Annotated in this window: 20 protein-coding genes; 9 read left to right on the forward strand and 11 right to left on the reverse strand. The window is 68.4% G+C overall.

The genetic code is table 11. The features are described 5' to 3' along the window. The first annotated feature begins 90 nt into the window (after positions 1 to 90). Positions 91 to 900, forward strand: coding sequence for an IclR family transcriptional regulator (locus tag ROZ37_RS08360; protein ID WP_312658838.1), 810 nt, complete (start codon positions 91 to 93; stop codon positions 898 to 900). Between the two features lie 56 nt (positions 901 to 956). Then, positions 957 to 1571, forward strand: coding sequence for a phenylacetic acid degradation protein PaaY (locus tag ROZ37_RS08365; protein WP_312658840.1), 615 nt, complete (start codon positions 957 to 959; stop codon positions 1569 to 1571). Between the two features lie 112 nt (positions 1572 to 1683). Here the strand turns inward: ROZ37_RS08365 and ROZ37_RS08370 are convergent, their stop codons facing one another. Next, a complete protein-coding gene (locus tag ROZ37_RS08370) occupies positions 1684 to 4635 on the reverse strand; it encodes an EAL domain-containing protein (protein ID WP_312658841.1) in 2952 nt (983 codons plus the stop codon). A 575-nt stretch (positions 4636 to 5210) separates the two neighbouring features. Here ROZ37_RS08370 and ROZ37_RS08375 point away from each other — a divergent pair. Beyond that, entirely contained in the window at positions 5211 to 5717 is a 507-nt protein-coding gene (locus ROZ37_RS08375; protein WP_312658842.1) for a sodium:proline symporter, read from the forward strand. A gap of 235 nt (positions 5718 to 5952) precedes the next feature. Here the strand turns inward: ROZ37_RS08375 and ROZ37_RS08380 are convergent, their stop codons facing one another. Further along, positions 5953 to 6285 (reverse strand): thioredoxin family protein, encoded by a 333-nt coding sequence (locus ROZ37_RS08380; protein ID WP_312658843.1) that lies wholly within the window; start codon positions 6283 to 6285, stop codon positions 5953 to 5955. 124 nt (positions 6286 to 6409) lie between these two features. Continuing rightward, positions 6410 to 6823, reverse strand: a complete 414-nt coding sequence (locus tag ROZ37_RS08385; RefSeq protein ID WP_312658845.1) for a cupin domain-containing protein — start codon at positions 6821 to 6823, stop codon at positions 6410 to 6412. A 602-nt stretch (positions 6824 to 7425) separates the two neighbouring features. Between ROZ37_RS08385 and sdhC the strand changes: the two genes are divergently transcribed. From sdhC to ROZ37_RS08405, 4 genes are read left to right on the forward strand one after another with little or no spacing between them, the layout of a single operon-like run. Then, a complete protein-coding gene (gene sdhC, locus ROZ37_RS08390) occupies positions 7426 to 7815 on the forward strand; it encodes a succinate dehydrogenase, cytochrome b556 subunit (protein WP_312658847.1) in 390 nt (129 codons plus the stop codon). Further along, positions 7812 to 8156 (forward strand): succinate dehydrogenase, hydrophobic membrane anchor protein, encoded by a 345-nt coding sequence (gene sdhD, locus ROZ37_RS08395; protein WP_312658848.1) that lies wholly within the window; start codon positions 7812 to 7814, stop codon positions 8154 to 8156. The genes sdhC and sdhD overlap by 4 nt, the downstream gene beginning before the upstream one ends. Positions 8157 to 8173: 17 nt before the next feature. After that, a complete protein-coding gene (locus tag ROZ37_RS08400) occupies positions 8174 to 8869 on the forward strand; it encodes a succinate dehydrogenase iron-sulfur subunit (protein WP_312658849.1) in 696 nt (231 codons plus the stop codon). Between the two features lie 57 nt (positions 8870 to 8926). Further along, a complete protein-coding gene (locus tag ROZ37_RS08405) occupies positions 8927 to 9679 on the forward strand; it encodes a Crp/Fnr family transcriptional regulator (RefSeq protein ID WP_312658850.1) in 753 nt (250 codons plus the stop codon). A gap of 113 nt (positions 9680 to 9792) precedes the next feature. Here ROZ37_RS08405 and fdxA read toward each other — a convergent pair whose 3' ends face one another. Continuing rightward, the gene (gene fdxA / locus ROZ37_RS08410; protein WP_312658851.1) at positions 9793 to 10116 is read right to left on the reverse strand and encodes a ferredoxin FdxA; all 324 of its coding nucleotides are present in this window, start codon (positions 10114 to 10116) and stop codon (positions 9793 to 9795) included. 199 nt (positions 10117 to 10315) lie between these two features. Between fdxA and ROZ37_RS08415 the strand changes: the two genes are divergently transcribed. Further along, positions 10316 to 10906: a hemerythrin domain-containing protein gene (locus tag ROZ37_RS08415; RefSeq protein WP_312658852.1), complete on the forward strand. Its 591-nt coding sequence runs from the start codon at positions 10316 to 10318 to the stop codon at positions 10904 to 10906. A gap of 82 nt (positions 10907 to 10988) precedes the next feature. On the opposite strand, the gene ROZ37_RS08420 is transcribed toward ROZ37_RS08415, so the two are convergent. The 5 genes from ROZ37_RS08420 to cysT all read right to left on the reverse strand — a co-directional run bounded on the left by ROZ37_RS08420 (position 10989) and on the right by cysT (position 17133). Beyond that, a complete protein-coding gene (locus ROZ37_RS08420) occupies positions 10989 to 12866 on the reverse strand; it encodes a diguanylate cyclase (RefSeq protein ID WP_312658853.1) in 1878 nt (625 codons plus the stop codon). Between the two features lie 448 nt (positions 12867 to 13314). Continuing rightward, positions 13315 to 14259: a CysB family HTH-type transcriptional regulator gene (locus tag ROZ37_RS08425; RefSeq protein WP_312658854.1), complete on the reverse strand. Its 945-nt coding sequence runs from the start codon at positions 14257 to 14259 to the stop codon at positions 13315 to 13317. Continuing rightward, complete coding sequence (locus ROZ37_RS08430) at positions 14256 to 15353, reverse strand: sulfate ABC transporter ATP-binding protein (RefSeq protein WP_312658856.1); 1098 nt, start codon at positions 15351 to 15353, stop codon at positions 14256 to 14258. The genes ROZ37_RS08425 and ROZ37_RS08430 overlap by 4 nt, the downstream gene beginning before the upstream one ends. Beyond that, positions 15350 to 16297 (reverse strand): sulfate ABC transporter permease subunit CysW, encoded by a 948-nt coding sequence (gene cysW, locus ROZ37_RS08435; RefSeq protein WP_312658857.1) that lies wholly within the window; start codon positions 16295 to 16297, stop codon positions 15350 to 15352. The genes ROZ37_RS08430 and cysW overlap by 4 nt, the downstream gene beginning before the upstream one ends. Next, entirely contained in the window at positions 16297 to 17133 is an 837-nt protein-coding gene (cysT, locus tag ROZ37_RS08440; RefSeq protein ID WP_312658858.1) for a sulfate ABC transporter permease subunit CysT, read from the reverse strand. Before cysT ends, cysW begins: the two co-directional genes overlap by 1 nt. Before the next feature lie 598 nt (positions 17134 to 17731). Here cysT and ROZ37_RS08445 point away from each other — a divergent pair. After that, positions 17732 to 18547, forward strand: coding sequence for an EAL domain-containing protein (locus ROZ37_RS08445; RefSeq protein WP_312658859.1), 816 nt, complete (start codon positions 17732 to 17734; stop codon positions 18545 to 18547). Positions 18548 to 18622: 75 nt separating this feature from the next. Here ROZ37_RS08445 and ydfG read toward each other — a convergent pair whose 3' ends face one another. Continuing rightward, a complete protein-coding gene (gene ydfG, locus ROZ37_RS08450) occupies positions 18623 to 19369 on the reverse strand; it encodes a bifunctional NADP-dependent 3-hydroxy acid dehydrogenase/3-hydroxypropionate dehydrogenase YdfG (protein ID WP_312658860.1) in 747 nt (248 codons plus the stop codon). 104 nt (positions 19370 to 19473) lie between these two features. Then, entirely contained in the window at positions 19474 to 20379 is a 906-nt protein-coding gene (locus ROZ37_RS08455; protein ID WP_312658861.1) for a TauD/TfdA family dioxygenase, read from the reverse strand. Between the last annotated feature and the right edge of the window lie 58 nt (positions 20380 to 20437).

A 20437-nucleotide genomic window follows, 5' to 3' on the forward strand; every position in this document is an offset into this window, starting at 1 on the left:
AAACTGTCCGAATTCGCGTAGTAGCGAAACCATATTTCGGATAATCGCCCGCCGCGCGAGAACCTCCGCACCGGCAAAGACGAGGTAAGGATGGACAACGAAACCCTGGCATTCGCCGATGACGGCAAGGACCGCCAGTTCGTCAACGCGCTTGCGCGCGGGCTGGAACTCCTGCGCTGCTTCCGCCCGGGCGAGACCGAGCTCGGCAACGCGGAGCTCGCGCGCCGCACCGGGATGCCGAAGCCGACGGTGTCGCGGCTGACCTACACGCTGACGAAGCTCGGCTACCTCGCGTTCTCCGAGAGCCGCGGCACCTACCGCCTCGCCGCCGGCGTGCTCGCGCTCGGCTACGCGATGCTGTCGAACCTCGACGTGCGCCGCGTCGCGCGCCCGTACATGGAGGAGCTGTCCGAACACTCGCAGGTGTCGGTGTCGATCGGCGCGCGCGACCGGCTCAGCATGGTGTACATCGAGAGCGTGCGCAGCAGCGCGAACGTCACGCTGCGTCTGGACGTCGGCTCGCGCATCCCGCTCGCAACCTCCGCGGTCGGGCGCGCGCTGCTGTGCGGCCTGCCGCAGGGCGAGCGCGACTACCTGATGGACCACATCCGGCTGCGCGACGAGGACAACTGGCCGCGCGTGAAGGCCGGCATCGAGCAGGCGCTGCGCGACTACCAGGACCGCGGCTTCGTCGTGTCGGCCGGCGACTGGCAGAAGGACGTGAACGCGATCGGCGTTCCGCTCGCCGGCGCCGAAGGCGAGCGCGCGATGGCCTTCAACTGCGGCGGCCCGGCTTTCCTGCTCCCGCGCGACCGCCTCGAAGACGATGTCGGCCCGCGGCTCGTCGCGCTCGTGCGCCGCGTCGAAGTCGAGCTCGGCCGCGCGCTGCCGACCGCCTGACCCACAACAAACTCCAACGCCCCACTGCCCGCACTACGGGCTCACGAGGAGAGAACATGAAACCGCCCCGCGTCTTTGCCATCGACGGCGTCGTCCCGGTCGTCGATCCGACCGCCTACGTCCACCCGAGCGCCGTGCTGATCGGCGACGTCATCGTCGGCCCCGGCTGCTACGTCGGCCCGTGCGCGAGCCTGCGCGGCGACTTCGGCCGCCTGATCCTCGAAGCCGGCGTCAACGTCCAGGACACCTGCGTGATCCACAGCTTTCCCGAGCACGACACGGTCGTCGAAGAGAACGGCCACATCGGCCACGGCGCGGTGCTGCACTGCTGCACGGTCCGCCGCAACGCGCTCGTCGGCATGAACGCGGTCGTGATGGACAACGCGGTGATCGGCGAGAACTCTTTCGTCGCCGCGTGCAGCTTCGTCAAGGCCGGCATGGAAGTGCCGCCGAACTCGCTCGTCGCCGGCACGCCGGCGAAGCTCGTGCGCGCGCTCTCGGAGCAGGAGATAGCCTGGAAGGTGAAGGGCACGGGCATCTACCAGAACCTCACCGTCCGCTGCCTCGCGACGATGGTCGAAACCGACGCGCTCGCCGCGGTCGAAGCCGACCGCCAGCGCATCGTGATGCCGGAAATCGTGCCGCTGAGCGAGATGAAGCAGCGCACGTAACGGAACAGGCAGGGCCGACGGCTCGTCCTTCACCCGTGGGATGCGCGGCCGCTCGCACGCCGCGGACGCGTGCCTCCCGCCGCGCCGTCACCCCGGCGCACGATCGAGCGTCTCAGTGCACTTGCAGCCGCTGCGCATACCAGCGGGCGAATTCGTGGTTCGCCATCGGCCGCGCGAAGAAATAGCCCTGCCCCTGGTCGCAACCGTGCGCTTGCAGGTACGACAGGATTTCGTCGGTCTCGATGCCTTCGCCGACGACCTCGAGTCGCAGCGTGCGGCCGAGCGCGATGATCGCTTCGATGATCGCGCGGCTCGTCTGGTCTTCGCCGAGGCGGCGCACGAAGGACTGGTCGATCTTGAGCTTGTCGAGCGGCAGCGCGCCGAGGTAGCTGAGACTCGAATAGCCGGTGCCGAAGTCGTCGAGGGCGACCTTGATGCCCATCTCGCGCACCGCGTTGAGGATGTCGATCGCCTCCGGCACGTTCTCCATGACGCTGCTCTCGGTGACTTCGAGCTGCAGGCAACTCGGGTCGATGCCGGACGCTTCGACGATTTCCGACAGGCGCTGCGCGAAGCGGCGCAGCCGGAACTGCTGCGGCGACACGTTGATCGCGATCGGCACCGGCGGCAGCCCTTCCGCAAGCCAGGCGCGATGCTGCCGGCACGCTTCCGTCGCAACCCATTCGCCGACCGCGCCGATCAGGCCGGCGGCCTCGGCGACGGGGATGAAGAGGTCCGGTCCGATGCGCCGGTCTTCCTCCGCGGCGAGGCGCAGCAGGGCTTCGGCGCCCTTCAGCCGTCCGCTCTGCATGTCGACGACCGGCTGGTAATGCAGCACGAGACCGTCGCTGACGAGCGCGCGCTTGAGCTTCTCCTCGACCGACCACATCGGGTCGTCGCGGCGCTCCAGTTCCGGCGCGTAGACGCTGTAGGTGCCGCGGCCGCGCTCCTTCGCGTGGTACATCGCGAGGTCCGCGGTGCGCACCAGCGCATCGACTTCCATGCCGTGTTGCGGGAAGAAGCTGATGCCGATCGACGGCGAGATCTTGACGTCGTTGCTGCGGATGCGGAACGGCGCGGACACGCTCTGCACGACGTTCTCGGCGATGCTCATCGCGTCGTGCATCTGTTCGAGGTAGGGCAGCAGGATCACGAACTCGTCCCCGCCTAGCCGCCCGACGAGGTCTTCCCGGCGCACGCAGCCGACCAGCCGCTTGCCGACTTCCTGCAACAGCAAGTCGCCGGCCTCATGGCCGTACAAGTCGTTGACGGGCTTGAAGCGGTCGAGATCGATGAACAGCAGCGCACCCTGGCTGTGCTTGCGCCCGGCCGCGGCAAGGAGATGGCTCGCGTACTCGAACATCAGCCGCCGGTTCGGCAGCCCGGTCAGCGGGTCGTGCAGTGCCGCCTCGCGCACGCGCTGCTCGGCGCGCTTGTGGTCGGTGATGTCGATGTTCATGCCGACCCACTTGAGGATCCGCCCTTCGGCGTCGCGGATCGGTGCCGCGCGCACGTTCGTCCACCGGCACTCCCCGGTCGCGCGCCAGATCCGGTGTTCGCCGCTCCACGGCCGGCCGCTCGCGACCGCCTGCCGCCATTGCTCATCGACGAACGCGCGGTCGTCGGAATGGACGACGTCGAGCGCGCCGAAACCGGCCATTTCCTCGAAGCTCTGGCCCGTGTAGGCGCGCCAGGACGGCGAGTCCGCGACGATGCGCCCGCCCGGGTCCGTCTCCCACACCGCCTGCGCCGTTTCCTCGACGAGCACGCGAAAGCGCTCCTCGCTCTCGCGCAAGCGGTCGGCGGCAAGCTCGCGGTCGAGCGCGGTGACGGCCGCACGGGCGAACACTTCGAGCGCGTCGATTTCCTCGCGGCCGGGGTCGCGCGGTGCGAACCAGTACGTCGCGATCGCGCCGGCGAGCTTCGTGCCGCCGACGGGAATCATCACGATGCTGCGCCTCGCTTCGTCCGCTGCGACGCGCCCGCGCAGGCTGGGGTCGCCGGCGATGTCGGTGATCAAGAGCGCGCGTCCGTCCGACAGCGCGCGCTCCGCAAGGTCCAGGATCAGCGGGTCCGGCCGGTCGCTCCACATCACACCGCCCGCGGTGAGGCGGCCGTCGCAGTAGAACGTCTGGCCGAAATCGAGCACGACGCTGACCCCGTCTGCCTGCGCGAGCTGCCGCGCGGCGCGCAGCACTTCGTCCTGCAGCGCGCGGCAGCCCTCCGATTGGGACAGCCGCTCCAGCCCGGCCGACAGGTGCTGCAGACGCCGGTGTCCCGCGGCGAGCGCCTCCTCCGCCTCCACCTGAAGCGTGATGTCGCTCAGCAGCAGCGCGACCTGCCGCAGCTCCGACGCCGCGTAGCGAAACGCATAAACGTCGAACCACCGCCCCAGCTTTTCCGACGGCAGCCGGAAGCGCGCGGACCGTCCGGTGAGCGCGACGTCGCCGAAAATCGCGAACCACTCGGCTTCGAATTGCGGCAGCAGTTCCCGCATCCGGCACCCGCGCGCGCCCCACAGCCCGGTGCGAGTCTCGAAGGCCGGATTGGCTTCGAGGAAGCGGAAATCGACCGCGCGATCCGCGCCATCGAAGATCATCTCGACGAGACAGAATCCTTCGTCCATCGACTCGAAAAGCATCCGATAGCGCGACTCGCTCGCTTCGAGCGCTCGCCGTGCCGACACTTGCGGCGTGTCGTCGACGATCGTCACGAGCACGCCGCCGATCGCGCCGCTCTCGTCGAACACCGGGCTGTAGCAGATCGTCACGAAGGCGCCCGCCGCGTCGTCGGCGGCCTGCCCGCCCGAAATCCTCTCCGACAGGAAAACCGTCTCGCCGTCGTCCATGACCTGCCGGAACACGGGTTGCGACGCTTCCCAACGTTCGCGCAACGCGCTGCGCGCCGGCCGCCCCAGCGCCGCCGGATGTTCGGCGCCGAGAAACGGCCGGTAGGCGTCGTTGTAGACGCGGACGAGCTCCGGGCCCCACAGCAGCGTCATCGGAAAGCACGAGCCGAGCACGAGCCCGGCCGACGTCTTCAGGCTGGCCGGCCAGCCTGACATCGGCCCGAGCGGGCTCCGCGTCCAGTCGGTCTCACGCTCGAGTTCGGCCAAGCGCCGGCTGCATGTCGGCCCGGCCGCGGGAGCGGCGCAATCGCCCGTTCGAGGATTCTTCAACGCGCCCCTCCACTCAAAACGTCGCGCCCCGGCGGCGCCCGTGCCGAACCTGGGCGGCCGAACGTGCGGCCGAATGCGCGCGACCCGGGCGCATTCACGGCCGGGCCGCCGAGTCCGGACGCTCGCCCACCCGACAGGCGTCGGAACGGATCCGCGCCTGACCGCACTTCCCACCCGACCGAGCCGCGATGCCCTCGCGGGCGCGGGTTTCGCCGCCCGCCGGCTCTTGTTTCCGGCCGTCGGAGCCGCGTGAAACATACTCGCGAAAAACCTGGGAACAAATACCGGGAAGCTGCTGCACCTGCGGGTGAGTCCGACGGCGCGAGCCATCGTGTCCCGCCAGTTTCACGCGGAGGCGGCACGCCGTTTCGGCGCCGCTTCCATCCCCTTCAGAATTCCCGACGCGGCGTGCAGTCGAACCACCGAACGCGGTCCGACCGCTGCCGCGAGACCCACACAACATGTGTATCGTAGAACGCAGAACGGTGTTTCGCCTTCCCGACGCGCGGTCCGGGGTGCTCGCGGGCATCGCCGCCGGCGTGGTCTCGACCGTCGCGCAGGTCGCGCTGTGGCTGGTGTTCACCGACGCGTTTCCGGACATCCTGTTTCGCGACGCGCGGCTCGCCGCGGCGATCGTGCTCGGCCGCGACGTCCTGCCGCCGCCGGCGAGCTTCGACATGGTCGTGATGCTCGTCTCGACCGTCGTGCATTTCGCGCTGTCGATCGCTTACGCAGTGGTCCTCACGGCCGGGCTCGGGTCGCTCGGCATAGGCGCCTCGATCGTCGCGGGGGCGGCGTTCGGGGTCGCGCTCTTCGTCATCAACATGTACGGCTTCACGGCCGCCTTTCCGTGGTTCGCGGCGGCGCGCGACGCGATCACGGTCGCGGCCCACGTCGTGTTCGGCGTCACCGCAGCCGCGGTTTATCACGCGCTGTCGGCGCGCCGCCCGCCGCGCGCGGAAGAGTAGTCCGCATGGAGCGACGATCGGCCGTGCCGGCGAGGATCGCGCAAAGCTTGCCGCGCGGCGTAAAGGAGAAGGATCGCGCGCGGCGAAGCATCGGCCTCGCGCCCGGGAAAGCGCCGCGAAGCCAGGATCTCACTGCAACACAGCGGCGGCGAGGCGTTCCGCGCACCCTTCGGCGGCCAGGGGAAACATCGCTCGGACGGCCGCGGGCGATTTTGCGCCCGCGTCCCGAACCGATTCACTGCCCGCCGTCGATGCCCGCCATCGCCTGCGCGATCGCGTTCCGCTCGGTTGGCCGAACGAGGCGCGAGACCTCCTTGCCGTCGCGCATGAAGACGAGCGTCGGCCACAGCTTGACGCCGAACGAACGTCCGAGCCGGCGCCCGCTGCCATCCTCGATCTTGAGGTGACGCACGTCGGGGTGCGCCGCGAAAGCTGCCGCGATCGCCGGCTGCGCCGCCCGGCAGTGGCCGCACCACCCCGTACCGAACTCGACGACCGTCGGCCCTTCGAGCGCGTCGACCTCGTCGCGCGACGGCTCGACCGCCGCGTACTCCGTGTTCATCGCCATGATCTTCTCACCCAGAGGCTCCCGCGTATGCGGCGCAGGAGCGTTGAAAGGGGTCGCGGCGCCGCAATCCGCTTCCCATGCGACCCGGCGAAGACGCACAGGTTCGGTTCGCCCCCGGCTCCGCTCAGTCGCCACCCCCGGCATCGTACGGGACAACGTTCTCCTGTTCCTGCGGGTCGTTGCGCGCGACGATCGCGCGGGCTGGCAGCGTATCGCTGAGATTGCGCGCCTGGTGCGGCACGTCGGGCGGGATGAACAGGAAGTCGCCGGCCTCGCTGACGATCGTCTCGGTAAGCCCTTCGCCGTAGCACGTCTCGACGCGGCCTTCGAGCACGTAGATGCCGGTCTCGTACGCGCGATGCCGGTGCGGCGCCGCGCTGCCGCCGGGCGGAATCACAACCAGGTGCATCGACAGTCCGCGGCTTCCGGCGGTGTGCGCGGAGATGCCGGTGAAGTACGGCAGACGCTGACGCGTCATGACTTCGCGCTCGGGGCGAATGCCGACGACGGTTTGCGTCGCGGAATCGGGGGACAGCATGCGTGGCTCCTGGATGAACGGCGGCCGCGGACCGCTGCGGTCAACGTATATCGAACGGCTCGACTGCCGCCTTGAACCGGCAGTCCCGTGAGCCTCGAACGAGCAAATCCCACACCCCCGCACCAGCAATCCGACACGAACGCTCGCCCTGCGCCCGTCGAAGGGCAACGCGCGGTTTCGACGGGCCTGTCTCGAGCGAAGCCGAAAGCCCGCGTGCAAGCGGCACGCTCGGCGCGAAGCATATCCGCTTGCCGCGTCAATAAACCTAGTCGCCCGACTCGTCGAAGTCGAGTTGCTGCGCTCGCGACTTGTCCGCCCGGTGCAGACGCGGCACCTTCACGCCCCCTCGCCGGGTCGGGGACGGCCACTGCCACATGGACATGCAAGGCAACGGGAACTATCACGCATGAGTGAGCGTCTTTCCTGCGGGTCGACGGACGAGCCGGCCGCGCGGCTGCCGGCCGCGCGCCGAACTCGCGGACATCGATCGACCCGGCGTTCATTCGGTTTCGCCGCAGCACCCGCCTCTGTCGCCCGCCTCATCGGGGACGCCGCGGAATGGCCGCGGCAACGGGAGGATTCCCTCACAGACGGAGGCCCGCATGCGAGCGCAACCCGAAGTCGCACCGAAGTTCCTGAACCTCTTCCAGATCCGTTTTCCGATCGGCGCGATCACATCGATCGGGCACCGCGTCTCCGGCGTCGTGCTGCTGCTCCTGCTGCCGCTGCTCGCGATGGGGCTCGACGAGTCGCTCGGCAGCGCGGAGGACTTCGACGCGATGCGCGACAACCTGTCCGGCCCGCTGACGACGCTGCTGCTCGTGATCGTCGTCTGGGCGGCGGCGCACCACGTGCTCGCCGGCGTGCGCCACCTGCTGATGGACATCGGCATCGGCAGCCGGCTCGAACTGGCGCGCACGAGCGCGTGGTCCGTCATCGTCGCGGCGCTGCTGATCGCGCTCGTCGCGGCGCTCACCGGAGCGCTGTCATGAGACTCTTCCTCGGCCAGCGTGCGTGGATGCTGCAGCGGGTCACCGCGGTCGTGCTGCTGCTGTTCGTCGCGACCGGCGCGGCGATGCTCGTCGTCGGCCCGCCGATGACTTACGACCGCTGGTTCGCGCTCGTGACCAGCCCGCACGGCTCGGTGCTGATCGCGGTGCTGTTCGGCGCGCTGTGCCTGCATGGCTGGATCGGCCTGCGCGACATCGTGCTCGATTACGTCAAGCCGCTGTGGGTGCGCCTGCCGCTGCTGTCACTCGTCGCGGTGCTGCTGATCGGGATCATGATCCGGGTCGTGCTGACGCTCGCGGCCCATATGACGATCGCCGGCTGACCGGCGCGGAGGACGACATGCGCATCTCGATCTACCGCTTCAACCCGGAAACCGACGACCAGCCGAGGATGCAGGACTACGACATCGCGCTCGAGCACAGCGACAAGAAGCTGCTCGACGTGCTGATGCGGCTGAAGAATCTCGACGACACGCTGTCGTTCCGGCGCTCGTGCCGCGAGGGCGTGTGCGGCTCGGACGCGATGAACATCAACGGCCGCAACGGACTCGCGTGCCTGAAGTCGCTCTCCGAACTCAAGGAGCCGATCGTGCTGCGGCCGCTGCCGGGCTTCCCGGTGATCCGCGACCTCGTCGTCGACATGACGCAGTTCTTCGCGCACTACCACTCGATCCGCCCCTACCTGATCAACGACGAGACGCCGCCCGAGCGTGAGCGGCTGCAGTCGCCCGAAGAGCGCGAGCGCTTGAACGGCCTGTACGAATGCATCCTGTGCGCGTGCTGCAGCGCGTTCTGCCCGTCGTACTGGTGGAACCCCGACAAGTTTATCGGCCCCGCCGGCCTGCTGCAGGCCTACCGCTTCATCTCCGACACCCGCGACCGAGCGACGCGCGACCGGCTCGCCTACCTCGACGACGTCTATCGGCTGTACCGCTGCCGCACGATCATGAACTGCACCGAAGTCTGTCCGAAGCACCTCAGCCCGTCGCACGCGATCGAGCAGATCCGCCTGGCGCTCGTGCGCGACTCCGCCTAGCGCGCGGGGCGGCAGGGCGCCGAAGTGGCGGGAAAGCCGACAGGAAGCACCGACACCGTGCCGGGCGCGAACCGGCGCACCGAATCGACCCGTCAACTGGAAGAGGACGCGCTGCTCGAGCGCCTCGCCGCGCAGCCGCTATTCGCGGAGCTCGACGCGGCCGACCTGGAACGCGTCGCGCGCGGCGCCCGGCTGCGGCGCTTCGCATCGGGCGAGCCGCTGTGGTTCGCCGGCGAGCGCGCCGCCCATTTCGCGGTGATCGCGACGGGCGTCGTGCAGATCCGCCAGATGACGCTGACCGGCGATGGCATCGTCGTCGGGCTGTTCCGCGCGGGCGAAGCGATCGGCCTGTCGGCCGCACTCGAGCACGGCATCTTCCCCGCCGACGCGCTCGCGATCGGCGGGCAGGTCGAGGTGCTGTGGCTGCGCGCCGACGCGCTCGACGCGGCGCTGCTCGGCTCGGTCGCGATCGGCCTCGCGGTCAATCGCGCGCTGCTTCAGCACACCGCGGCACTGCGCGCGAAGATCGACATCGTCAGCGCGGGCACGGTGCCGCGTCGCCTCGCCGCGCTGATCTCCTACCTGATCGAACGCTTCGGCCATCCGGCCGGCGGCGACGCGATCGCGGTCGGCGTGAACCTGAACCGCGAGGAAATCGCCGAGCTCGTCAGCGCACGCGCCGAAACCGTGATCCGCATCCTCAGCCGCTGGCAGAAGGCCGGCTGGCTGACGACACGGCACGAAGGCTTCGAGATCCGGCGCGCCGACATGCTGCAGCGCATCCTCGAAACGCCGGGGCACGCGGACTAGCGCCGCGCGGCGCCGATCGCGCTGATCCCTCCGCATTCGCTTGCGACGTGCCGGTCGAAGGCTTGCGACCGCCCTTCGACAAGCTCGGGGCGAACGGCGACCGCCGCAGCGCGCTATCGCTCCAGAAACTTCAGCTTGTCCTTCACCTTCGCCCAGACACCCGCGTCCTCGGGCGCCGGCTTCACTTCGACGATCGGCTTCCACTCTTTCGCGAGGGTCTCGTTCAGCGCGATGAACTGGCGCTGGTCGTCGGGCACGTCGTCGTCGGCGTAGATCGCATCGACCGGACACTCGGCGACGCACAGCGTGCAGTCGATGCACTCCTCGGGGTCGATGACGAGGAAGTTCGGCCCCTCGCGGAACGCGTCGGTCGGGCAGACATCGACGCAATCGGTGTGCTTGCACTTGATGCAGGCTTCGGTCACTACGTAGGTCATCGTTTTCTCTCCATCGGTTTCAGGCGACCGCCGCGCGGGCGACGGTCCGGCGCAGCAGAAGATTAGGGCCGGCGGGCACGGCGCCGAATGACAAAAATCATTTCGACGCCGTGACGCCGTCCCTACGATGCAATCACGCAGTACGGCCCCGCCGCGAACGCACGGCGCGGGATGTCGAGAATGAACGCTGGAGACCGTCATGTCCGCCCATATCGCCAAATGGCAAGCCGAGCACGCGAACTACCGCAAGCTGCTCGATCTCCTGGAAACCCAGACGCAGGTGTTCGCGAATGGCGACCAGCCCGATTACGAGCTGATGGACGACGTCATCTACTACATGACGCAGTTCCCGGACCGCTATCACCATCCGCGCGAAGACGTCGCGTTCAAGATGCTGCTCGACCGCGATCCGTCGGCGCAGCCGATCGTCGACGACCTTGCCGCGCAGCACGAAGCGATCGAACGCAGCGGCGCCGCGCTCCACGCGGACCTCAGTGCCGCGGCCGTCGGCGCGATGATGTCGCGCGCGACGATCGAGACCGACGTGCGCGACTACGTGAGCTTCCTGCGGCGGCACTTCGATCAGGAGGAGCGCGAGATCTTCCCGCGGCTGGCGATCTTCCTGACGAAAGCCGACTGGTTCATGGTCGCGTCCGCGATCCACCTGAACCCCGACCCGCTGTTCGGCGAGAGCGTCCAGGCGCGCTTCCAGTCGCTGCATCGCCACATCGCGCGGCACGCCGGCTGCGGCTGCGAAACACCGAAGGAGACGGCGTGCTGCCTCGAATGACGGCTTGCCGTCATCGCCCGCGACGCGCCGTCGGCGTCGCGGCACACGCTACCCTGCGGGTCGGCACGCTGACCTGACCGCGTCAGGCGTCCGCCTTCTGCTGGCAGACGATGCGGTCGCGGCCGCCCTGCTTGGCCTCGTACAGCGCCCGGTCGGCGCGCCGGTAGACCGCCATCAGGTCGTCGTCGCTGTCGGGATCGAAGCTCGTCACGCCGATGCTGACCGTGAAGGACAGGCTGTGTCGGCCGTCCTGCACGCGGCATTCGCGAATGCTGTCGAGCAGCCGCTTGCCGAGTTCGCACGCGGCCTTGAGGTCGGTTTCCGGCATCACGATGCCGAACTCCTCGCCGCCGAGCCGGCCGATCACGTCCGCCGCGCGCACGCCGCGCTCCAGCACTTGCGCGAGCGCGCGCAGCACCGCGTCGCCGGCCGGATGCCCGTACGTGTCGTTGATGTTCTTGAAGCGATCGGCGTCGAGCACCATCAGCGTCAGCGGCCGCCGATAACGGCGCGCGATCGCGGTCAGCTGCTTCGCCTTCGACGTCCACGCGCCGCGGTTCAGCGTCCCGGTTAGCGCGTCGCGCGTCGCCAGACGATGCAGTTCGCGCTCGATCGCGCGGCGTCCGGAAATGTCTCGGACGATGCCGACATGCAGCCCTGCCAGCGCGTCCGCCGTTCGCCCGACCGTGATCTCGACGAAGAACTCGTGACCGTCCCGCGTGCGGCCGACCAGCTCGGGTGCCGCCGCGTCGCCGTCGGCCGGCCCACGCTCGGCGGCGAGCGTGCTGTAATTCGGCAGCAGCGCGTCGAGCGTCATCGTCCGCGCTTCGGCCGCGCGGTAACCGAACATGCGCTCGGCCGCCTCGTTGAACTCGACGATGCGGCCGGCGTCGTCGAACACGATCACCGCATCGGTCGCTGTGTTCATGAAGAGGCGCGCGCGAGCCTCGCTGACGCGCAACTCATCGGTGCGCGTCGCGACCCGTTGCTCGAGGGTCGCGTTCGCATCCGCGAGCGCCTGCATCGCTTGCCGGCGCCGCCGCGTCTGGCCGAACGCGAACACCGCGACCAGCACCAGCGCGAGGTTGCTGCTGACCCCGATCGCGACGTACTCCGCGACGCTATGCCGCCACGGGGCAAGGACGCTGCGCTCATCGACCGTCGCGACGACGACGATCGGAAAGCGGGCGGAACTCGCGTACGCGCCGGCGCCCGGCTCGTCGCCGAAGAATTTGCCGCTGCGGAAGTTTCCCCGCGGCGCGGCGGCGAGGAGCGACTTGAAAAGCTCGGTCTTCGGCCAGTCGCGCTCGTGGCAGTCGTTGCTCTCCGGCAGGCAGGCGAGCAGGTCGCCGGTGTGCAGGAAAAGCCGCAGCGTGTAGCCGTCGGGCAGACGCTGGTCGACGAGCAGATGCGTGAGGCTGACCGGGTCGATCGCCCCGGCGACGACGCCGAGGAAGCGCTTGTCCTCGTCTTCCACACGCCGGCTGATCGGGATGAACGGCAGTCGGGTCGCGACGCCGACGAGACGCGGACCGAGATACAGCGGGTTTTCCCGCTGTTCGAGATGCACGCGGAAATACCAGCGATCGGTGAAGTTGTGCCGGGACGCCGGCAGGGCCACGGTACTCGCAGCGAGGTCGCCGTTTTCGCGCGCGACGAGTATCCAATGCAGGCCCGGCGTGACCGCATGGCGCCGCTTCAGCAGGCGCTCGAGTTCCGGCTCCTCGCCGCGAAACCCCCGCCGCAACCCGATCGCCTCGCCTACGCCCGAGAGCGTGCGGTCATAGGTGTCGACCAGCTGATCGGCACGCGCGAGCACGATGCGGCTCGAGCGCTGCAAAAGCGACTCGGCCTGCGCAATCACCTCGCGCCTCGCCTCGGCCACGAGGTGATACAGCTGGACATCGATCAGCACGATGACCACGAGCACGGCACAGATCCAGCGCCATGCGGATCTCATTCGCACGGTCTCCGGATTTCACGCGCTCGCCCGCGCCCGACATCGGGACGTTCTTGTCCTCGCATCCAGCCTCAATCGATGATCATCGTGGAAATTCCCGCAAGCAGGCAGCGCGGCGGGCGGCCCTCGATCGATCGGGCGCCGCGGCGGCATCCCTTTCTCTTCGAGGCTCGGCCTGGACGGAAACGCATCGAGCCCGAGCGCCCGGCGATCCGTTCAAAGATAGGCCGATAGTAATACTTCCGCGAGCTTCCCGTGATTGGACTCTGGTTCGATGCGTGATCCCTTCCGCATGTCCTCGCGGAACAGGAGCACGAGAGTCGAGGCGTAAGGCGCACCGAGGGGCGGCGGCGGCTTCTGTCGTTCGAGCCGGATCTTGCGCGCATTCTCGCCGACCCGCCGACGCGAGCGGCGACCGCTCACCGCGACGGCGCGTCGGGCGACCGTTCTAGGTCGATTCGACCCCGTTGGGACCGACGCCGACCGCCCGCAATACGTGCGCCTCGCTCAGCGCCGGCGCGCACATCTCGATGAAGCGATACGCGAAACCGCGCAGGTAATGACCACGGCGGACGGCGATGCGCGTCGTGTTCTCCGGAAACAGATGCGAGGTTTCCAGCTGCCGCACGCCGGCATCGCGCCCCGGCTGGTAAGCGATGCTCGCGACGATTCCGACGCCGAGCCCGAGCTCGACGTAGGCCTTGATCACGTCCGCATCGAGGGCGGACATCACGATGTCGGGCGCGAGCCCGGCGTCGGCGAACGCCTTGTCGATGCGCGCGCGGCCGGTAAAACCTTCGTGATAGGTGATCACCGGATGCGCGGCGATCGCGTCGAGCGTCAGCGGCCGCACGTCCTCGAGCAGATGGCCCGCCGGAACCAGCACCGCGTGGTGCCACGAGTAATACGGAAACGACGCCAGCTCCGCGACGTCGGCGAGCGCCTCGGTCGCGACGCCGATGTCGGCCTCGCCGTCGAGCAGCATCTGCACGATCTCGTTCGGGCTGCCCTGGTGCAGCTTCAGATGCACTTTCGGATAGGCCTGCTTGAACGCCGCGACGACGCGCGGCAGCGCGTAGCGCGCCTGCGTGTGCGTCGTCGCCACCGTCAGCCTGCCCTCGTCGCGGTTGCTGTACTGCTGCGCCAGCTGCTTGATGTTACCCGCGTCGCGCAGCATCCGCTCGACCATCACGACGAGCTCCTTGCCCGGCTCGGTCAGCCCGAGCAGCCGCTTGCCCTTGCGCACGAAGAGCTCGACACCGAGCTCGTCCTCGAGATCCTTGATGTGCTTCGACACGCCCGACTGCGACGTGAACAGCGCGTTGCCGACTTCCGTCAGGTTGAAATTTCGCCGCACCGTTTCGCGCACGATGCGCAATTGCTGGAAGTTCATGTCGCCGTCCCTGTCGCGCGATTGCGCTCGAATACTTTGAGCCGGGAGGGCAGGAGCCGTACCGGCTGGCCTTCGGCAAGGTCGAGCTCCGCCACGCGCTCGCGCGTCGCCTCGACCTCGAAATGCTGGCCGGTCGCGCCGTTGCGGCCTTCGAGCTCGATCCGCGCGCTGACACCGAACGCGAGGATGCGGCTGACGCGCGCGGCGATGCCCCGCTCCGCCTGCGCGTCGGGGAGGATGTCGAGCTCGTGCGGCCGCGCGAACGCGACGACCTCCGCGCCGCGGCCGAGCCCGCCGGGCTCGTGCACCAGCACGTCGTCACCGACGCGCACGGTGTCCCCGCGCTCGCCGTCGACGCGGCCGTGGAACAGATTCACCGAACCGAGAAAGCCGTAGACGAACGGCGTCGCCGGATGACGATACACCTCTTCCGGCGTGCCGACCTGCTCGACCCGCCCGCGATCCATCAGCACGACCGTGTCGGCGACTTCGAGCGCCTCCTCCTGATCGTGGGTGACGAAGATCGACGTCACGTCGAGCTCGTCGTGCAGCGCGCGCAGCCACCGGCGCAGCTCCTTGCGGACCTTCGCGTCGAGCGCGCCGAACGGCTCGTCGAGCAGCAGCACGCGGGGCTCGACCGCCAGCGCGCGTGCGAGCGCGATGCGCTGTCGCTGGCCGCCGGACAGCTGCGACGGGAAGCGCTCGGCGAGCCAGTCGAGCTGCACGAGGCGCAGCAGTTCGTGCACCTTGTCGCGGATTGCCCGCTCGGACGGCCGTCTGCCGCGTGGCTTCATGCGCATGCCGAACGCGACGTTGTCGAACACGCTCATGTGGCGGAACAGCGCGTAGTGCTGGAACACGAACCCGACCTGTCGTTCGCGCACGTGCATCGCTGACGCGTCTTCACCGTCGAGCAGCACCTGCCCGCCGTCGGCTTGCTCGAGTCCGGCGATGATGCGCAGCAGCGTCGTCTTGCCGCAGCCCGACGGCCCGAGCAGCGCGACGAGCTTGCCGGTGGGAAAGTCGAGCGAGACGTCGTCGAGCGCGACGAAGCCGCCGAATGCCCTGCGGATATTCCTGACCTCGATGCTCATGATGCGCTGCCTTGTGCTTGCAAGTTTGGAGGTTGTACGAGGCGCCCGGCCGCGTCCATCGGCATGCGGACCGCCACGCCCGCCGCCCGCTGCTCGACCCATGTCTTGATGCCGAGCGTCACGAGCGCGAGCATCGCGAGCAGGGACGCAACCGCGAAGGCCGCGGCGAACTGGTATTCGTTGTAGAGGATCTCGACATGCAGCGGCATCGTGTTGGTCTCGCCGCGGATATGCCCCGACACGACGCTGACCGCGCCAAACTCGCCCATCGCGCGCGCGTTGCACAGGATGACGCCGTACAGCAGTCCCCATTTGACGTTCGGCAGCGTCACGTGCCAGAACGTCTGCCAGCCGCTCGCGCCGAGCACGATCGCCGCCTCCTCCTCGTCCTTGCCTTGCGCTTCCATCAGCGGGATCAGCTCGCGCGCGACGAACGGGAAGGTCACGAACACCGTCGCGAGCACGATGCCCGGCACGGCGAAGATGACTTTGACGTCGTGCCCCGCGAGCCACGGCCCGAGCCAGCCCTGCGCGCCGAACAGCAACACGTAAATCAGGCCCGCGACCACCGGCGACACCGAAAATGGCAAGTCGATGAGCGTGATCAGGAGATGCTTGCCGCGAAACTCGAACTTCGCGATCGCCCACGCCGCGATGACGCCGAAGACGAGGTTCAGCGGCACCGCGATCGCCGCGGCCGTCAGCGTCAAAGCAAGCGCCGACAGCGCATCCGGCGCGACCAGGGCGTTCACGTACGTGTCCCAGCCCTTGCGCAAGGCCTCGACGAACACCGCCGCGAGCGGAAGCAGCAGGAACACGCCGAAGAACGTCAGCGCAACGCCGAGGATCAGCCCTCTGACCGCCGCCGGCTCGCGCGTCGCGGCACGCGATTCGAAGCGCGCGCCACGGTCGGGTGCCGCGTTCATCCTGGTTGCCGCAGCCATCACCGGCTCCTCCCCGTGCGCTTCGCGGTCCACGCCTGCAGCCCGTTGATGACGAGCAACAGCGCGAACGACACCAGCAACATCACGACCGCGATCGCGGTGGCACCCGCGTAGTCGTATTGCTCGAGCTTCGTGATGATCATCAGCGGCGTGATCTCCGAGACCATCGGGATGTTGCCGGCGATGAAGATCACCGATCCGTACTCGCCGACCGCGCGGGCGAACGCGAGCGCGAAGCCCGTCAGCAGCGCCGGCAGCAGGATCGGCAGGATCACATGGCGGAAGGTCTGCCAGCGGTGGGCGCCGAGGCAGGCCGCGGCTTCCTCCAGCTCCGTGTCGAGATCCTCGAGGATCGGCTGCACGGTGCGCACGACGAACGGCGACCCGATGAACACCAGCGCGACGAGCACGCCGAGCGGCTTGAACGCGACCTCGATGCCGAACGCGGCGAGATACTGTCCGAGCCAGCCGTTCTTCGCGTAAAGCGCAGTCAGCGCGATCCCGGCGACCGCGGTCGGCAGCGCGAACGGCAGATCGACGAGCGCGTCGACGAAGCGCCTCGCCGGAAACGAATAGCGCACCAGCGCCCACGCGAGCATCAGCCCGAACACCGCGTTGATCGCTGCGGCAACGAGCGACAGGCCGAACGACAAGCGGTACGACGCGACGACGCGCGGCGCGGTGACGACTTCCCAAAACTCGTCGAACGTCAGCGATGCGCTCTTGATGAACACCGCCGCGAGCGGAATCAGCACCAGCAGCGACAGGTAGGCAAGCGTGTAGCCGAGCGTCAGATGGAAACCCGGCAGCACGCGCAAGGTCCGCGCCGCCGCCATCACTGCGCTCCGACTGCCATTGCGGCCGCGAGTCTGCCCGGGACGGACGGGCGATCCGAGTCCGTGGGGCCGGGCCCGGTCAGGACGATGAAGTACGCAACAGGCATCGAATTCTCCGCTCGCGAAAGATGGACCGGAGTGTAAGGGAGCGTCCGTGACGCGAATAAATAATAAAAAGCGGCTTCCATATTCGATTTTTTGCTAACGGCGGGCGCAAGCGCCGCAAGCATTGCACGTCCGGGGACGACGGGGCCGTCATGCGCACGCCGCCTCCCGGGACGAAGGAATTCGGAATCGGGGATGCGCGGCGAGCCGTTCGAAAGATCCGGCCGCCTCTCGCCCCGCCACCTCTCGCCCGGCCGCCTCTCGCCCCGCCACCTCTCGCCCGGCCACCTCTCGCCCGGCCACCTCTCGCCCGGCGACCCGATCGCGGCGTTCCGCCGTCCGCGGCATATCGTTCGCAGAATTTCCTGGTTGGGTCGCGACCGTCGCCGCCGTACAGTCGGCGTCCAGGCCCGTCGCTTCAGCGTGTTTCGACCCTGAGGCGACGATATGAGCGGCGACTGCCGTCGCATCCCCTCGACTGCCGGACACGCCGATGACGCTCCCGACACTTTCCGCCCCCGTCCGCACACGGGACTTCCTCGATCGCCTGCCCTTGCAGCGGCAGGCGGGCAAACCCTTGCGCCGGTCGCCCGACGGCGGCGTCATCGGCGACTGGTTCGGCTGCGAGCTGTCGAGCGTCTTCCAGCCGATCGTCGACCCGGCCCGCGGCGAGACCGTCGGCCATGAAGCCTTCCTGCGGATCGCCGGCCGCGGCCGGCTGGAGCTTTCGCCGTGGCAACTGTTCTCGGCGAACGCCGACGACGACCGTCTCGTGGCGCTCGACCGGCTCGCGCGCAGCGTGCACGCGCTGAACTTCCTTGCCGGCGGCGACGACGGGCTGCTGTTCCTGAACGTGCATGGCCGGCTTCTCGCGGCGATCGCAGAGGACCACGGCGCCGCTTTCCGCCGGGTGGTCGACGCGCTCGGCTTGCCCCCCGACCGCGTCGTCATCGAAACGCCGCTCGCCGCCGGCAGCCAGCCCGACCTGCTGTCGTTCGTGCTCCGCAACTACCGGCACAACGGTTTCCGCGTCGCAGTCAACGTCGCCGCCCCCGGGTGCTGGCGGCGCCTGGCGCCAGGCGTTCCTGCCCACTTCATCAAGATCGACGCGGCAAACATCGACCTCGGCAGCGGCGGGATGGCGTCGATCGAGCCCTTGCTGGACACCACCGGCGCTGCACAAGTCGTCGTCACCCGCGTCGAAGCGGCGCCGGAACGCCTGCCGGACGGCGTGCTCGCCCAGGGATTCGCCTTCGGAATTCCCGCCCGCCGCGCAAGGCGGGTGCCGGGCTCGAACACCGTCGAATAGCCGCGCCCCCGCTGGGTGGCCGCAAGCGGCGCGATCCACCCGAACGAACCCGCAGCCGGCGCTGAAAAACGGCTTCTAGCCGCGGTGCACCGAAAGGCCGGCAAAGGACTGCGCAACCGGCATCAGTTCGATGGTGTTGATGTTGACGTGGGACGGGCGGGTCGCGACCCAGTGAACCGTCTCAGCGACATCCTCGGCTGCGAGCGGTTGCACGTCCCGATACACCTGCGCGGCCCGGTCGTCGTCGCCGTGGAAGCGCACGTTGGAGAACTCCGTTCCGCCGCACAGCCCCGGTTCGACGTCGGTGACGCGAACCGGCGTCCCCGCCAGGTCGGCGCGCAGGTTCAGGCTGAACTGACGCACGAAGGCCTTGGTCGCCCCGTACACGTTCGCGCCGGGATACGGCCAGCGCCCGGCCGTCGAGCCGAGATTGACGATGTGGCCACGTCCGCGATCGACCATCCCCGGCAGAAACGCGCGGGTAAGCTGCACCAGTCCGCGGCAGTTCGTGTCGATCATCGTCTCCCAGTCATCCAGCGATGCCCGGTGCGCGGGGTCGATCCCGAGCGCGAGGCCGGCGTTGTTTACGAGCACATCCACTTCCTTGAACTCGGCCGGCAGCAACGCCGGCAGGGCTTCGACGCGGGCGCGGTCGCGCACGTCGAGTTCGAGCGGAAACAGCAGATCGCCGAGCTCATCTGCGAGCGCGTGAAGCCGCGCGGTTCGCCGCGCCGCGGCGACGACGCGATGTCCGTGACGTGCGAACGCACGGGCGATGGCAGCGCCAAAGCCCGCGGAGGCGCCGGTGACGAAAATGATCATGGGAAGTCTCGGGGTGAAATGAGGGACATGAGCGTCGACGACGGCCGACGAAGAAACCCGGCGCCCGGAGGCGCCGGAGGTCCGACGAAAAGCTGCACGCGATATCAGGCGGCCACCGGCGTGTGCCCGCCGACGACCGACACGCGTTCGCCCCACCGCTCGAAGGGGTAGTAGTCCCAGACGGCCTGATGCTGCACGGCCCAGTTGTCCCAGAAGACGAGCGCATCGGGCGTCCATCTGACGCGCACCTGGAAAGACAGATTGCGCTCGATATGGCGGTAGAGCAGTTGCAGCAGCGCATCGCTTTCGGACCGCGTCACTTGGACGATATGCGACGTGAAAGCGCTGTTGATGAAGAGGAACTTGCGCCCCGTGACGGGGTGGCGGACGACGACCGGATGTTCCGAGGAAGCGAACTTGCCGCCGGGATCCGGTTCATCGCCGTAGCCGTTGGTCCAGCCCTCCTGACCGGAATGCACGGCCGTCAGCCCGTCGAGCAGCTGCTTCAACGGATCGGAAAGCGACTCGTAAGCGAGATACATGTTGGCGAATGCGGTGTCGCCGCCCCCGTTTTCCGGCAATCGCGTCACGTGCAGCAGCGAGCCGGAGATCGGCGCAGCCTCGCAGGAAACGTCGTTGTGCCAGGCTTCACCGGCAGTGAATCGGCTCCCCGCGGTGGTTTTCCACGACAGCACTTCCGGGTCGGCTTCCGCAGCTTGCCGGACTGCACGGAAGTGGCGGTGCAACTCACCGAAATGGTGCGCGAAACGCTTGTGATCCGCGGTCGTGATCGCCTGATCGCGGAACACGAGCACGAGGTATTCCGCGCTGGCCCGCCGGATTTCGTCGAGTTGCCGGGAGGTCAATTCGTGGCGGAGGTCGACGCCCTCGACCTCTGCACCGAGCGCCGGCGAAATCGACGTGACCTTGATGGTTTCGTAAGCGGCCCGTTCGCGCGTATTCCACCGCTCGAACGCCAGCTTGTCGTTGTAGTCGCGATAAAAGCTCATCGGTTTCTCCCCTTGTGAAATGCGCGATCCTTTTCGGATTCGCAAACTGCGTTGCAAT

This window comes from Aromatoleum sp. (genome assembly GCF_032027225.1).
Classification (GTDB): domain Bacteria; phylum Pseudomonadota; class Gammaproteobacteria; order Burkholderiales; family Rhodocyclaceae; genus Aromatoleum.